The organism is Planomonospora corallina (assembly GCF_042650625.1).
In the GTDB taxonomy this organism is placed as follows: Bacteria; Actinomycetota; Actinomycetes; order Streptosporangiales; family Streptosporangiaceae; genus Planomonospora_B; species Planomonospora_B corallina.
This window is the reverse complement of sequence record NZ_JBHSBM010000009.1, coordinates 60,847-76,150: the sequence shown is the minus strand read 5'-3', so window position 1 is coordinate 76,150 and position 15,304 is coordinate 60,847. Positions and strand designations below refer to the sequence as shown.

Sequence of the window (15,304 nt, the reverse complement as noted above, 5' to 3'; positions counted from 1 at the left end):
GGACAGGGAGCGTCAGCGGAACAGGAGCGCCAGCGGCGGGGACCGCCCGTCAGGCGGCCAGCCGCAGTCCCAGGGCGGTGAGGTTGGTCCGGGCCCAGTCGAGCTCCTCGGCGAGCATGTTGACCAGCGTGCCCGGGGTCCTGGCCTTCAGCGGCACGCTCAGGTCGTGGGCCTCCACCTCGATGTGGGCCGTGCCGCTGACCGCCCCGGAGAGCATGGCGGTCAGCGTGTCCTGGAGGACCGGGCGGGTGCTGGGCAGCTCACGGCAGGAGTCGCCCGTGTGGTTGTGCACGCGCCCGAGCTTGACGACGGGCATGCCCGCCTGGGCCAGGCCGCGCAGGGCCGCGCCGGGCTCCTCGGCGCCGCCCGCGAGGTGGCAGGCGTCCAGGCAGATCCCGAGGTGCTCGGAGTCGATGCCGCAGATCCGCTCCATGGCCTGCTCCGTGGTCTCCAGCACGCAGCCGGGCCAGGGCTCGAAGCCGACCCTGATGGTCTTGCCGGTCGCGCTGTACAGGCCCCGCAGTTCGCGGGAGAGCCGCTCCAGGCGGCGGGCGGCGATGGCGTGCAGGTCGGCCGGCCAGTCGCGGCGCCAGCCGATGGGGATGGTGGAGATGCTGCCGAAGCGCACGTCCTCCGGGAGCAGGAAGGCGAGGATCCTGGCCAGCGCCATCGTGTAGCGGTACCGCTCCGGCTTGGCCCAGTCGGGGCCGGGGGCGTCCTGGTTGCGCCCGCCGGTGCCGTTGAGGCTGACGACCTCCAGGCCGCGCTCCTCCAGCGAGCGGCGCAGCCGCACCAGTTCGATCCGGTCGGCGATGAGGTGGTCGGCGACGGCGGGGGAGAGCCAGAGCCCCACGCCCATGCGCTCCACGCCCAGGCGCTTGCGCACCGGCACCGCGTAGCGGGTCAGGTGCGCGATGAGGTTCTCCAGGTCCTCGGCGGGGTGCACGCCCGCGTTGTAGGCCAGGTGAACGAACGTCCCGTCCTCGTTCCGCAAGCGCATGCGATGCCTCCAGGCGTGCTCCGTGTAAGAGACGCGGCCGTCCCACACTCCGGCCCCGGCCTCATGAGCCGGGTCCCTTCCTGCCGGAACTCGACCCGGTCCACGCAAGAGCATCCCGCGCGCACGCCGGTCTCCGCGTCACTCGAGGAGCGGATGCCTCCATACGCCGCTGGGCTGATTTCGCGGGCCGTCCCACCGTTTCAGGGCGGCTGTGAGCCGGGGTGGGACATGGTCCAGTTCGCTCTACAGAGTGTAGTACTACATTTAGTGGCGAGAAGCCCCCTTGGATAACAAATGAGCAGACCCCGCCGTGAGCGTGTCACGGCGGGGTCTGCCTTTGCCCGTCCGGCCCTGGGCCGGTGGACGTCAGTGCTGGATCGGCTCCGCGATGGAGGCGGCCGAGTCGGGGACCCGGTTGGTGGCCTCACCGGTGAAGACGAACTTGGCGTTCTCGCCCTCGCCCTCGATCGTGATCTTCACGGTCTGGCCGGGGCGGAGCTCGCCGTACAGGATCTTCTCGGAGAGCGTGTCCTCCAGCTCGCGCTGGATCGTACGGCGGAGCGGGCGGGCGCCCATCACCGGGTCGTAGCCGCGGTCGGCCAGCAGCTGCTTGGCCTCCGGGGAGACCTCCAGGCCCATGTCGCGGTCCTTCAGGCGCTCGGCCACCTGGGCGAGCATGAGGTCCACGATCCGGATGATCTCCTTCGGCGTCAGCTGGTGGAAGACCACGATGTCGTCGACGCGGTTGAGGAACTCGGGCCGGAAGTGCTGCTTGAGCTCCTCCTGGACCTTCGCCTTCATCCGGTCGTAGTTCGACTCGGAGTCGTCGGACTTCGCGAAGCCCACCCCGATGCCCTTGGAGATGTCCCGGGTGCCGAGGTTGGTCGTCATGATGATGACGGTGTTCTTGAAGTCCACCACACGGCCCTGGGCGTCGGTCAGGCGACCGTCCTCCAGGATCTGCAGCAGCGAGTTGAAGATGTCCGGGTGGGCCTTCTCGATCTCGTCGAAGAGGACCACGGAGAACGGCTTGCGCCGCACCTTCTCGGTGAGCTGGCCGCCCTCCTCGTACCCGACGTAGCCGGGCGGGGAGCCGAACAGCCGGGAGACGGTGTGCTTCTCCATGAACTCGGACATGTCCAGCATGATGAGCGCGTCCTCGTCCCCGAACAGGAACTCGGCGAGCGTCTTGGACAGCTCGGTCTTTCCGACGCCGGACGGGCCGGCGAAGATGAACGAGCCACCCGGGCGGCGCGGGTCCTTCAGACCGGCGCGGGTGCGGCGGATCGAGCGGGACAGGCCCTTGACGGCGTCCTCCTGCCCGATGATCCGCTTGTGCAGCTCCTCCTCCATGCGGAGCAGCCGCTGGGACTCCTCCTCGGTGAGCTTGAAGACCGGGATGCCGGTGGCGGTGGCGAGGACCTCGGCGATGAGCTCCTCGGTGACCTCGGCCACGACGTCCATGTCGCCGGCCTTCCACTCCTTCTCCCGGCGCTCGCGCTTGAGCTGGAGCTGCTTCTCCTGGTCGCGCAGGGCGGCGGCCTTCTCGAAGTCCTGCGCGTCGATCGCGGACTCCTTCTCGCGCCGCACGTTGGCGATCTTCTCGTCGTACTCGCGCAGGTCCGGCGGGGCGGTCATGCGGCGGATGCGCATGCGCGAGCCGGCCTCGTCGATGAGGTCGATCGCCTTGTCGGGCAGGAACCGGTCGCTGATGTAGCGGTCGGCCAGCTGCGCGGCGGCCACCAGCGCGCCGTCGGTGATGGAGACCCGGTGGTGCGCCTCGTAGCGGTCGCGCAGGCCCTTGAGGATCTCGATCGTGTGGCTGAGGCTGGGCTCGGCCACCTGGATCGGCTGGAAGCGCCGCTCCAGCGCCGCGTCCTTCTCCAGGTGCTTGCGGTACTCGTCCAGGGTGGTGGCGCCGATGGTCTGCAGCTCGCCGCGGGCCAGCATCGGCTTGAGGATGCTGGCGGCGTCGATCGCGCCCTCCGCGGCGCCCGCGCCGACGAGCGTGTGCAGCTCGTCGATGAACAGGATGATGTCGCCGCGGGTGCGGATCTCCTTCAGGACCTTCTTCAGGCGCTCCTCGAAGTCACCGCGGTAACGCGAGCCGGCGACCAGGGCGCCGAGGTCCAGGGTGTAGAGCTGCTTGTCCTTGAGCGTCTCGGGCACCTCGCCCTTGACGATCTTCTGGGACAGGCCCTCGACGACGGCGGTCTTGCCGACGCCGGGCTCTCCGACCAGGACCGGGTTGTTCTTGGTCCTCCGGGAGAGGACCTGCATGACCCGCTCGATCTCCTTGTCGCGGCCGATGACCGGGTCGAGCTTGCCCTCACGGGCGGCCTGGGTCAGGTTGCGGCCGAACTGGTCGAGCACCAGCGAGGTCGACGGCGCGGCCTCCTGCGGGCCGCCCGAGGCGGCCGGCTCCTTGCCCTGGTAGCCGTGGAGCAACTGGATGACCTGCTGGCGGACCCGGTTGAGGTCGGCGCCGAGCTTCACCAGCACCTGGGCGGCGACGCCCTCGCCCTCACGGATCAGGCCGAGCAGGATGTGCTCCGTGCCGATGTAGTTGTGCCCCAGCTGCAAGGCCTCGCGGAGCGACAGCTCAAGGACCTTCTTGGCGCGCGGGGTGAAGGGAATGTGCCCCGACGGCGCGGACTGGCCCTGGCCGATGATCTCCTCGACCTGCTGACGCACACCCTCAAGACTGATGCCGAGGCTCTCCAGAGCCTTGGCGGCAACGCCTTCACCCTCATGGATCAGACCAAGAAGAATGTGCTCCGTACCGATGTAGTTGTGGTTGAGCATCCGGGCCTCTTCTTGGGCCAGGACGACAACCCGCCGTGCGCGGTCGGTGAACCTCTCGAACATCTCGTCGCTCCTCACAGAGCGGTCAGGCAGGTCCGGGAGATCCGGGCCCTGTCCTCCCGCATGGTAGCCCCGACCCGGCAACCGCTCTACGTAGGAGACGTTCCCCGAGAGCAGGGCGTTCACGCTCTATCCAACTACCTGGCGGGGGTGCGATGTTCCCGATACGCCACCAGCGAACGACGTTTATCGACCACTGCGAGCCCATTCGCGATCCGCGCCCGCCGCGCAGGGGTGATTTCCGCGGTCATCCGGGCCGCCGGCGCGAGAATCCGGCCGGTACGGCCGGCGGAGCGGTTCTCCGTCCTCCTGGCTCGCGCCCGCCCTGCGGACACGGAGGGAGAACAAAACAAGGACCCCGGGCATTCCCGCCCGGAGCGGGCGCGCCCCGGGGAGCGGGCCGGAGACGGGCCCGGAAGCCCCCGGCGACCGGGCACGGAGGAGAGAACGGACGGGCCTGCGGAGCACATCATGCGGTCATGGCCGCCACCGGACCCCACCGTGACCGCCATGACCGCATGATTCACCCAGCGGTGAACCTCTTCCGCCACCCGCCGCTCAGCGGTGGGCGTTCTCGTACGCCTCCACGATCGACGAGGCGATCCGGCCGCGCTCGCTGACGTTCTTGCCCTGGGCCTTCGCCCAGGCCCGGATGTCGGCGCTCTTCTCCCGGCTCAGCGCCCTCGTCCCGCCGCGGCCGCGGCGACGCGGAGCGGAGGCCCCCGCCCTGCGGGCGCTCGCCATGAAAGGCGCAAGGGAGTCGCGGAGCTTCTTCGCGTTTACGTCACTCAGGTCAATCTCATAGCTGGTGCCGTCAATCGCGAAGGAGACGGTCTCATTGGCCTCGCCTCCATCGAGGTCATCGATGAGGATCTCCTGGATCTGCTTGGCCATCTACGCAATCCTTTCGGCGGAGTATTGTTTCATTCGCAGGGCAAACATATACCCACCGTGAGAGAGCAGCAATTCCGGAGGCGTGATTACCGGTCGCGCCGGAGAGAAGGGCGGATCAGTCGTTCTGCGACTCACCATGATCGACTTGTTTCGCGGGCCGACGACCGGCGGCCTCACTGCGAAGAAGCTTGAAAACTGCGTACACGAAGACCCCGCCCACGACCGCGGGAGGTATCAGCGCGGACATAATCTCGTACATTGGCCCTCACTCCGCACCCGGGATGACATTACGGGTCATGAGATTTCCGGCGGCGGCGCCCCGGCACTGGGGCGCGGCCGGATGGGCAGATCGGCCCACACATGACCATAGCGGCTTCTAGGAGCGCTGGTCCCACAGGGCACCCATGACACCGTTCCCCACCTTAATGCTTCTCTCCAGGCGTCTTACCGGTTCCACTCCGTAAAGCCGCCGAGAAAAGGATGACAGAGTGACCGGCCGCCCTGATCCACCGCGTCAGCACAGGTCGCGCACCACCATGCTGCCGGCCGCCCGGTCGTGGAGCCCCCGCTGGAACGGCTTGTCGATGAGGATGAACAGGGCCGCCACCGAGCCGAAGAGCGCGGCTCCCAGGTTCACCACGGGAATGCCGGCGGTCAGGAGAACCCCCGGGAAGAGCGCGGCCCGTCTCATGAGGCCGGTACGGTCCAGGACGGCCCCGCCGTACGGCGTCAACCGGATCCGCAGGAGTTTCTTGCCGAAGGTCCGGCCGTATCGGGCGTGCATCACATAGTCGTAGACCGTATAGGCGCCGAAAGCGACCAGAGCGGCGACCAGACCGGGCAGCACCCGGGGATCCGCCGTGCGGTCTCCGCTCCCGGAGGCGAAGAGCGGGTAGAGCGAGAGCGAGACAATCCAGTAGAGCACCACGAAGCCGATGCCGTCGATGGCGCGGGCGGCCAATCGTTCCCACCATTCGGCGGGTCGCGCGGGAAGCGCGGGCGGCGGGACCGCCGTGCCCATTGGGGCCGTATAGGCGCCCGCGGACTCGGGAGGCGCCGATCCTTGACGATTGTCGCCGGGGCGCCGAGAGACGGCCATGGCGTTCCTCCCGCCGCACGAATGGGTTCGCAGTCCATCGCAGTCTGCCCCGGAAGCGCCACCCGACACCGCTTTTCCGGGCCACGAATGAAAACGGGGCCACCGTTTCACCCGGCGGCCCCGATGATCAAACGACTACTTGACCTTGATGACCACCGTCGAGGCGACCTTGTCGGGCAGGGACTGCTGGTACGGCTTGTCCCAGAGCTGCCAGAGGAAGGCCACGATCCAGTAGAGGTAGAGGACGTAGGTCAGGATCGTGCCGATCCCCGGAATCCACGTCAACAGCAGGGGGCCGTAGATAGCCGCGGCGCGCTTAACGGCCACGTCGGTGGGGAGGCCCTGGGATCCGGCGACGCCCCCGACCTGAATGACCTTGATGCCCATCGCCAGCTTGCCCAGCGTCTGGCCGCTCTTGCGGAGCATGAGGAACTCGTAGCCGACGAACATCGCGGCCAGCAGCAGCGAGGTCAGCAGGGCCGCGATGAGGAAACCGCTCCCGTCCGATTGCTCGCCCGTTTGAAGGTTGATGCTCGCCTGCGTGACGAGGATCGCGCCGAGGACCGCCGCGATCAGCAGGCTGGCCACGAAGTAGATGACACCATCGATGATCCGCGCCACCAGGCGCTGCCACCACTCGGCGAGCGGGCCGGGAACGCCGGGAGGCGTCACCCCCTGAGGCCCGTACCCAGGCTGGCCGTATCCGGGCTGACCGTAGGCCTGCTGCTGGCCGTAACCCTGCTGGCCATAGCCGGGGTGGACGCCCTGCTGGCCGTAGCCCTGCTGGGGCTGCTGGCCGTAGCCCTGCTGCTGGCCATAGCCGGGCTGCGCGCCCTGCTGGCCGTAGCCCTGCTGCTGACCGTACCCCGGCTGCTGGCCGTACCCCGGCTGCTGGCCGTAACCGGGCTGCGCGCCCTGCTGGCCGTAGCCCTGCTGAGGCTGCTGGCCGTAGCCCTGCTGCTGACCGTAGCCGGGCTGCGCGCCCTGCTGGCCGTACCCCGGCTGCTGGCCGTACCCCGGCTGCTGGCCGTAACCGGGCTGCGCGCCCTGCTGGCCGTAGCCCTGCTGAGGCTGCTGGCCGTAGCCGGGCTGGGAGCCGGTGTCCCCCCGGTATCCCACGATCGTCACGTCAGGGTCCCCGCCCTGCTGACCGTATCCGTGCTGCTGTCCGTACTCCGGCTGCCCCGACGGTGTGCGATCGCGGTCGGGATCATCCTGCGGATACGGCGGCTGTCCGGTGCTCACCGCGTCACCTCACTTCGACTGGGCATGCGTCGTATGTCAGACATGCATGCTTGCTGCTGCACAAGGTAGCGACATAGGTAACAACAGTCACCTTTCCCGCGAGTCAGCACCCGGGTCATTTTCCCCCAAGTGAAGCAACATCCTGGTGTTGCCCAGGGTGTTGGGCTTGACGTGCTCGAGGTCGAGGAACTCCGCGACCCCCTCGTCATAAGAGGCGAGGAGTTCCGCGTAGACCTCCGGCGAGACCGGGGTCCCCTGGATCTCCCTGAACCCGTGCCGGGCGAAGAAGTCGACCTCGAACGTCAGGCAGAAGACACGGCGCAGGCCCAGGTCGCGGGCGGCCCGGATGAGCTCGGAGACGATCCGGTGCCCGATCCCCAGCCCCCGGCAGGAGGGGTCGACGGCGACCGTGCGGATCTCGGCGAGGTCCTCCCAGAGCACGTGGAGCGCCCCGCAGCCGACCACCTCGCCCGCCCGCTCGGCGACCCAGAACTCCTGCACGTCCTCGTACAGCGTGACGGTGGCCTTCTCCAGCAGGCGCGGCCCCGCCCCGGCGTAGGTGTCGACGAGGCGCCGGATGGTGCGCACGTCCGGGGTGCGCGCCCGGCGGACCATGACCGTCTCGGCCCCCGGCACGCCTTTCGGGGGGAAGTGCTCCGCAACCTGCTCCATATCGGATCAGGGTACGTCCTTCAGCGCCGACAATTACGGCTCATCCTTAACATGCGCCCCAAGCGCACCGGATGACGGAGAGTAAAAGCCCCGTCATGGGCTCACCGCCGCCTCTCGCCGGCCTCACCCCGGCCTTCCGCCGCCCGCCTCGCCCTCCCCCTTCAGGGCGTGGACCTGCGGAGACCTTCGTCACACGCCTTCCGGAGCGGGCACCGTCGCAGGGAGACAACCCTGCCGACCAGGATTTATCGTGACCTGCCCGTGATTTCGTCGTTCGCGGACCCTTACCGAGTTTGCAGTTCCGGTTGAGCTTGAACCTTCCTTTGCACTAGTGTCCAAGGCCGATGTCGGCTCACCCCGAGAGCCGGCCCGCCGAATCTCCGACTCGGAGAGCCGGGGACCCACCTCCCGAACGTTCCCCGGGGTGAATCCAGGGCGCCGCCAGCGTGCCCGGTAGGGCTGCCTCCGGCCCGAACCCGTCAGCTAACCCGGTAGGCGGTGCGAGGAGAGGAGCCTTGTTGGTGAAGCGCACGCGCGGCCGCGGGAGAGAGCACGCGGGCAAGCACGCCCGCTGTCGAGAACGCGCCCCGCGCCGCCTCTCGCTCCGGATCGCGGCCCTCGCGACCGCTCTCGCCTCCCTCACCCTGGGCAGCCCTCCGGCCGCCGTCGCCGAGCCGAAGCCCGGCCTCCAGGAGCTCGCCAAGCAGGCCGACCGACTGCACACGGAGATCGAGCAGCTCGCCGAGCAGTACAACGGTGAGCGGGTCAAGCTCAAGCAGGCGCAGCGGACGGCCGCCGCCGCCAAGAAGACCCTCGCCAACAGCGAGTCCAGGCTCCAGGAGCTCCGCCAGAAGACCACCCTGCTCGCGCAGAGCAACTACATGGCCGGCGGCCTGGCCAACACCCTCGCCTTCACCTCCTCCGGTGACCCCAGCGCCTTCCTCGACCAGGCCGCCACGGCCTACGCGCTCCAGCAGCAGCAGAGCGAGCAGCTCGCGCAGCTCGGCCAGGCGGTCAAGGCCGCCGAGCGGGCCAAGGTCAGCGCCAAGGCCAGGACCGACGAGGTCACCAAGCTCCTCGATCAGCTCGGCACGAAGCGCACGAAGATCGAACGGCTGGTCGCCCAGGTCGAGAGCGATCTCTTCCGGCAGGTGCGTCAGCGCGCGAACAGCGGCGGCCGCGCCGTGAAGGTCGACATGCCGATCGTGGGCGACGGCAAGGCGGCCCAGGCCGCCCGCTGGGCGCTCACCCAGCAGCTGAAGCCCTACGTGTGGGGAGCCGAGGGCCCCAGCGGCTTCGACTGCTCGGGCCTGGTCATGTGGGCCTACCAGAAGGTCGGCATCAGCCTCCCGCACTACACCGGCAACCAGTGGACGGCGGGCACGCGCATCTCCAGGGAGGAGATGCGGCCCGGAGACCTCGTCTTCTTCTACAACGACCTGCACCACGTCGGGATCTACATCGGCGGCGGCCTGATGGTCCACGCGCCGCGGACCGGCGACGTCGTCCGCATCGCCCCGATCGCGGGCCGGCCGTTCGCCGGCGCCGTACGGATCGCGAACTGAGCTCCGGCGCCGTACGGATCGCGAACTGAGCTCCGGCTCCGTGCGGGCGGACCGAAAGCCGGCGCCGTGCGGATCCCGGACCGGCTCCTGTTCGGAGCTCGTCGCGACCCGCGCTCAGGACGGGGCGGGTCGCGAGGGGACGGGCCCCGGACCGGGAACCGGACCGGGCGGCGAGGTCAGATCAGGCGGCGGCGGGCGGCCCAGGCCACGGCCTCGATCGCGGTGGCCACGCCGATCCGGTCGCAGATGCCACGCAGCCTGCGCCGGACGGTGCGCCCGCTGATGTCGAGGCGGCGTCCCACGCGGTCCACGGTGACCCCCTTGGCGAGCTCCGCCAGGAGGACGAGGTCCTCGTCGCTGAGATCGGCCTCGCGCACGGCCAGAGGGCCGCGACGGGCATCCACTACGACTTCTGGATATGCCATCTAGAGGTCCTCCCCCGCACCGGCACCCAGCCGTGAGTGTGATCGGAACCAATGTCGCCCGCCAGGAACGTTAAACGTCCTCTTCAAAGGTCGTCAAGTTCTGTTCTCGATAGAGCAGACGGACACCATTGACATACCGGTCATTACATGAACTACTAACGACATCACGGAGTTTAGTGAATAATTCGCTCCAGTCGACCGCGGCCCGTGCGAGCAGTGGCCTTTCCCCGTCCGCGCCACGTCGGCTCCGCGGGGAGTTCTCGCTGATCACCACGGGTCCGATCATCCCGTCGCCGCTCGGACGCGAGCATTTACCGAGATGATGAGATGTTCGTCACTTTGATCGGATCATGCGACTGGTGTGACGAGAAGAAATAGTTGTCCGGTTATCGGACGGAGATCCGCTCCACCGTGTCGAATATCATTCTGGAGTTCCGCTCCGGCGCACAGTAAGAGATGCGCCGAAAAAGCCTTTATGTTCTCGCATCAATGGGTGCCACAGCGGGCTCTCGGAGGGCCTTCCCGCGGGACCCCGCCCTCCTGCCGCGTGCGCCGGGACGCTCCCCGGCCGGGAGAAACACGTGAGCGCGGCCGGGGACGCTCCCCGGCCGCGCTCACGCACCACGATCAACCCGCCGGCTTGACCAGCGGGAACAGGATGGTCTCCCGGATGTTCCTGCCGGTGAAGGCCATCACGAGGCGGTCGATCCCCAGCCCCATGCCACCGGTCGGCGGCATCGCGTATTCCAGGGCGGTGAGGAAGTCCTCGTCAAGCTGCATGGCCTCCGGGTCGCCGCCCGCGGCGAGCAGGGACTGCTCGGTGAGGCGGCGGCGCTGCTCGACCGGGTCCACCAGCTCCGAGAAGGCGGTGCCCAGCTCGGTGCCGAACCCGATCAGGTCCCACTTCTCGGTCAGCAGCGGGTTGTCGCGGTGCTGACGGGCCAGCGGGGAGGTCTCCAGCGGGTAGTCCATGACGAACGTGGGCTGGATCAGCGTGTGCTCGACCAGCGCCTCGAAGATCTCCTGGACGAGCTTGCCCTGGCCCCACTTCGGGTCCCAGGGGATCTCCCGCGCGTCGGCGAGCTTGCGGACCTGGTCCAGGGAGGTCTCGGTCGTGACCTCCTCGCCCAGCGCCTCGGAGACCGAGCCGTACAGCGTGATCCGCGGCCACTCGGCCCGCCCGAGGTCGACCTCCACCCCGTCGTGCTCCACCACGGAGCGGCCCAGCGCGGCCACCACCGCCTTCTGGATCATCCGCTGGGTCAGGTCGGCCATGTCGTTGTAGTCGAGATACGTCCCGTACGCCTCGAGCATGGTGAACTCGGGGTTGTGGGTGGCGTCCGCGCCCTCGTTGCGGAAGTTGCGGTTGATCTCGAAGACCTTCTCGATGCCGCCCACCACGAGCCGCTTGAGGTAGAGCTCGATCGCGATGCGGAGGTAGAGCTCCATGTCGTAGGCGTTGATGTGGGTCTTGAACGGCCGGGCCGTGGCGCCGCCGTGGATCGGCTGCAGCATCGGCGTCTCGACCTCGAGGTAGCCCTCCTCGTGCCAGAAGTCGCGGACCGCGCGGACGACGGCGCTGCGGGTGTAGGCCATCTTGCGGGCCTCGTCGTTGACGATGAGGTCCACGTAGCGCATCCGGACCCGCGCCTCGGGGTCGGTGAGCCCGAGGTGCTTCTCCGGCAGCGGGCGCAGGCACTTGGAGGTGATGGCCCACCGGTCGGCGAGGATCGACAGCTCGCCGCGGCGCGAGGTGATGACCTCGCCCTCGATGCCGACGTGGTCGCCCAGGTCGACGTCGCGCTTCCAGGCGGCGAGGGACTCCTCACCCACCTTGTCCAGCGAGATCATGACCTGGAGGTCGCCGGAGCCGTCGCGGATGGTGGCGAAGCAGAGCTTGCCGCCGATCCGGGAGAGCATGACGCGACCGGTGACGCCCACTCTGTCGCCGGTCGCGGTGTCAGCGGCGAGATCCGCGTATTTATCGCGGATCTCGGCGTTGGTCGCGGTGCGCGGGAAGTTCACCGGGTAGGGGTCGACGCCCTCGGAGCGGAGACGGTCGAGCTTCTCCCGGCGCACGCGCATCTGCTCGGGCAGATCCTCGGCTGGAGTCACATGGTCGGTCACGCGGTCAAGGTTACCGATGTCCGGACTGTCTCCGGCCGCTGCCCGCGCCTCACATCGTGTTGCGGTGGTAGATGAGCCGGAGCCCGATCAGCGTCAGCCACGGCTCGTGCACGTCGATCGAGGCCGACTCGCTGACCACCAGCGGCGCCGCGCTGCCGGTCGCGACCACCGTGACGTCGTCCGGGTCGTCGGCCAGCTCGGCCGCCATGCGCTCCACGATCCCGTCCACCTGGCCGGCGAAGCCGTAGATGATGCCGGACTGGAGCGCCTCGACCGTGTTCTTCGCGATCACCGAGCGGGGCCGGACCAGCTCCACCTTGTGCAGCTGCGCCCCGGCGGCCGCCAGCGCGTCCACCGAGATCTCGATGCCGGGCGCGGTGACCGCCCCGACGTACTCCCCCTTGGCGGAGACGGCGTCGAAGGAGGTCGCGGTGCCGAAGTCGACGATGACGCACGGCCCGCCGTACAGCTGGATGGCGGCCAGCGCGTTGACGATCCGGTCGCTGCCGACCTCCTTCGGGTTGTCCATGCGGACCGGCACGCCGGTGCGCACGCCGGGCTCGACGATCACCGCGGTGACGTCGCCGTAGTAGCGGCGGCACATCTCCCGCATCTCGTTGAGCACCGACGGCACCGTGGAGCACAGCGCGATGCCGTCGACGTCGGCGCCCTTGAGCAGCGGCGACTGCCCCAGCAGCCCCTGCAGCACGACGGCGATCTCGTCGGCCGTGCGCCGGGCGTCGGTGGCGATCCGCCAGTGCTCGATCACCTCGTCACCCTCGAACAGGCCGAGCACGGTGTGAGTGTTGCCGACGTCGATGGCGAGCAGCATCAGTTCCCCCGAAGGTCCAAGGCGATGTCCAGGGCCGGCGCCGAATGCGTGAGCGCGCCCACCGCAAGGTAGTCAACGCCAGTTTCGGCCACGTCACGAGCCGATTCCAAGGTCAGGCCCCCGCTGGACTCCAGCCGCGCCCGCCCGGCCACCAGCCGTACGGCCTCACGCAGCTGGGGCACCGTGAAGTTGTCCAGCAGGATCTCCTCCGCTCCCTCGGCGAGCACCGGCTCGATCTGGTCGATCCGGTCGACCTCGACCTCGATCGGCAGGCCGGGGTAGGCGTCGCGGACCGCGCGGAACGCCTCGGCCACCCCACCCGCGGCCACCACGTGATTGTCCTTGATCAGAGCCGCGTCCGAAAGGGACATCCGGTGGTTGGCCCCGCCGCCGGCGCGGACGGCGTACTTCTCCAGCGCGCGCAGGCCCGGCAGGGTCTTGCGGCTGTCGCGGATGCGGGCGCCGGTCCCCTCCACCGCCCGGACCCACCGGGCGGTCAGGGAGGCGATGCCGGACAGGTGGGTGAGCAGGTTCAGCGCGGTCCGCTCGGCCGTCAGCAGGTCACGGGTGGCACCGGTGACGGTCATCAGCACGTCCCCCCGGCTCACCCGCTCGCCGTCCTTGACGTGCCGCTCGGCCCGCTCCGCGCCGAACCGGGCGAAGACCGCCTCGGCGACCGCGAGCCCCGCGACCACCCCGTCGGCCCGCGCCACCACGTCGGCGGTCGCCGTCCGGCCCGCGGGGATCGTGGCGATGCTCGTCACGTCCCCCGCCTCCTGGACGTCCTCGGCGAGCGCGGTGTCGAGCAGGGCGCCCACCCCGGCGGGGTCCAGCCCCGCCGCGGCCAGTTCCTCGGCCAGGTGCGCGGGCAGTCCCGGCGGCACGGCCTCGGCGTGCGGACGGTAGTTCATGATCAGGCCCTCCTCCGTCAGGGTCAGGTCGAGGTGGCTGAGCCATCGGGCGTCGTCGCGCTCGGGGAAGTCCTCCCGCCAGTGTGCCCCACGGGTCTCCTCCCGGGCGCGGGCGGCCGTCACCAGCGCCGAGGCGACGGTCAGCAGGTTGGTGGCCTCCCACGACTCGGTGCACGGCTCGACCGCCACCGGGGTCCAGCGGGCGTTCAGCAGGGCGCGGCTCACCCCGTCGAGGCTCCCGCCGCTGCGCAGCACGCTCGCGCCCCGGCTCATGTGCGCCTGGATCCGCGACCGGGCACGGGGGTCGACGAGCCCGGCGGGACGCCGGTCCGGCACCGGCTCGCCGGGCGCCGGGCGCAGCGCGTGGACGTCGGCGGCGATGCGCTCGGCGAAGACCAGGCCCTCCAGCAGCGAGTTGGAGGCCAGCCGGTTGGCGCCGTGCACGCCGGTGCAGGCGACCTCCCCGCAGGCGTACAGGCCGGGCACGCTGCTGCGGCCGTGCAGGTCGGTGCGGACGCCGCCGCTGGCGTAGTGGGCGGCCGGGGCGACCGGGATCGGCTGCGTGACCGGGTCGATCCCGTGCTCCAGGCAGACCGCGTGGATCGTCGGGAAGCGGGTGCGCCACTTCTCCTCGCCGAAGTGGCGGCCGTCGAGGTACATGTGGTCGGCGCCGGTCTCGCGCATCCGCCGCATGATGGCCTTGGCCACGACGTCCCGGGGGGCCAGGTCGGCCAGCTCGTGCACGTCCCGCATGAACGGCACGCCGTCGGCGTCGACGAGCACCGCGCCCTCGCCGCGGACCGCCTCGGAGATCAGCGGCTGCTGGCCGGTCGCGCCCTCGCCGAGCCAGAGCACCGTCGGGTGGAACTGCACGAACTCCAGGTCCCGCACCGCGGCCCCGGCCCGCAGCGCGAGCGCCACCCCGTCCCCGGTGGAGACGAGCGGGTTGGTGGTGGCGGCGTAGACCTGGCCCATCCCGCCGGTGGCGAGCACCACCGCGCGGGAGCGGACGGCGCCCACGCCGTCGCGTGAGCCCTCGCCCATCACGTGCAGGGTCACCCCGGCCGCGTGGCCGTCTCCGTCCTTGAGCAGGTCGAGGACGAGCGCGTGCTCGATCACCTCGATCTCCGCCGCGCGGACCGCCGCGACGAGCGCGCGCTGCACCTCGGCGCCGGTGGCGTCGCCGCCCGCGTGCACGATGCGGTTGCGCCGGTGGCCGCCCTCCCGGGTGAGCTGGAGCTCTCCGGCGGCGTCGGTGTCGAACCGGGCGCCGGTCGCGATGAGACCGCGCAGCGCTTCCGGCCCCTCGGTCACCAGGACCCGGACCGCCTCGGTGTCGCAGAGGCCGACCCCTGCGATGAGCGTGTCGGACAGGTGCTCGCCGGGGGTGTCGTCCGGGTCGAGCACGGCGGCGATGCCGCCCTGCGCCCAGCGCGTGGAGCCAGCCGAGAGCACGTCCTTGGTGACGACCAGGACCTTCGCGGCGGGCTCCAGGCGCGCGTAGCGGAGCGCCAGGGTCAGGCCCGCGATCCCGGAGCCGACCACGACCAGGTCCGCCTCGACCGTCCAGCCCGGCTCCGGCGCGGTCAGTCTCAGGGGGATCGCCGGGATACTCATGGTCGCCTCCTCGGGACGGGTCGCATGGCGACACCGGGGCGTCGCGCCGCGG

General features: G+C 69.9%; 10 protein-coding genes, 1 pseudogene and 1 riboswitch. Of the genes and pseudogenes, 1 reads left to right on the top strand and 10 read right to left on the bottom strand.

Features of this window, described 5'->3' with window-relative positions:
- Window positions 1-49: 49 nt before the first annotated feature.
- The 6 genes from ACFOWE_RS03240 to ACFOWE_RS03215 form a co-directional block, all read right to left on the bottom strand.
- Window positions 50-1,000: a sugar phosphate isomerase/epimerase family protein gene (locus ACFOWE_RS03240; protein ID WP_377285240.1), complete on the bottom strand. Its 951-nt coding sequence runs from the start codon at window positions 998-1,000 to the stop codon at window positions 50-52.
- Window positions 1,001-1,366: 366 nt separating this feature from the next.
- Window positions 1,367-3,868, bottom strand: coding sequence for an ATP-dependent Clp protease ATP-binding subunit (locus ACFOWE_RS03235; RefSeq protein WP_377285239.1), 2,502 nt, complete (start codon window positions 3,866-3,868; stop codon window positions 1,367-1,369).
- 555 nt (window positions 3,869-4,423) lie between these two features.
- Window positions 4,424-4,759, bottom strand: a complete 336-nt coding sequence (locus ACFOWE_RS03230; RefSeq protein WP_377285237.1) for a histone-like nucleoid-structuring protein Lsr2 — start codon at window positions 4,757-4,759, stop codon at window positions 4,424-4,426.
- 514 nt (window positions 4,760-5,273) lie between these two features.
- Complete coding sequence (locus tag ACFOWE_RS03225; RefSeq protein WP_377285236.1) at window positions 5,274-5,780, bottom strand: RDD family protein; 507 nt, start codon at window positions 5,778-5,780, stop codon at window positions 5,274-5,276.
- A 213-nt stretch (window positions 5,781-5,993) separates the two neighbouring features.
- The gene (locus ACFOWE_RS03220; protein WP_377285235.1) at window positions 5,994-6,986 is read right to left on the bottom strand and encodes an RDD family protein; all 993 of its coding nucleotides are present in this window, start codon (window positions 6,984-6,986) and stop codon (window positions 5,994-5,996) included.
- Window positions 6,987-7,190: 204 nt separating this feature from the next.
- On the bottom strand, window positions 7,191-7,775 hold the full coding sequence (locus ACFOWE_RS03215; protein WP_377285234.1) for an amino-acid N-acetyltransferase: 585 nt from the start codon (window positions 7,773-7,775) through the stop codon (window positions 7,191-7,193).
- Window positions 7,776-8,135: 360 nt separating this feature from the next.
- A riboswitch (cyclic di-AMP (ydaO/yuaA leader) is annotated at window positions 8,136-8,288 on the top strand.
- Between the two features lie 8 nt (window positions 8,289-8,296).
- Here ACFOWE_RS03215 and ACFOWE_RS03210 point away from each other — a divergent pair.
- Window positions 8,297-9,340, top strand: a complete 1,044-nt coding sequence (locus tag ACFOWE_RS03210; protein ID WP_377285233.1) for a C40 family peptidase — start codon at window positions 8,297-8,299, stop codon at window positions 9,338-9,340.
- Between the two features lie 176 nt (window positions 9,341-9,516).
- On the opposite strand, the gene ACFOWE_RS03205 is transcribed toward ACFOWE_RS03210, so the two are convergent.
- From ACFOWE_RS03205 to ACFOWE_RS03190, 4 genes and pseudogenes are all read right to left on the bottom strand, one after another.
- Window positions 9,517-9,765, bottom strand: coding sequence for a LuxR family transcriptional regulator (locus ACFOWE_RS03205; RefSeq protein WP_377285232.1), 249 nt, complete (start codon window positions 9,763-9,765; stop codon window positions 9,517-9,519).
- 627 nt (window positions 9,766-10,392) lie between these two features.
- A pseudogene (lysX, locus tag ACFOWE_RS03200) lies at window positions 10,393-11,919 on the bottom strand (bifunctional lysylphosphatidylglycerol synthetase/lysine--tRNA ligase LysX); the annotation flags it as partial.
- A 22-nt stretch (window positions 11,920-11,941) separates the two neighbouring features.
- On the bottom strand, window positions 11,942-12,724 hold the full coding sequence (locus tag ACFOWE_RS03195) for a type III pantothenate kinase (protein ID WP_377285230.1): 783 nt from the start codon (window positions 12,722-12,724) through the stop codon (window positions 11,942-11,944).
- A complete protein-coding gene (locus ACFOWE_RS03190) occupies window positions 12,724-15,252 on the bottom strand; it encodes an L-aspartate oxidase (RefSeq protein ID WP_377285229.1) in 2,529 nt (842 codons plus the stop codon). Before ACFOWE_RS03190 ends, ACFOWE_RS03195 begins: the two co-directional genes overlap by 1 nt.
- Between the last annotated feature and the right edge of the window lie 52 nt (window positions 15,253-15,304).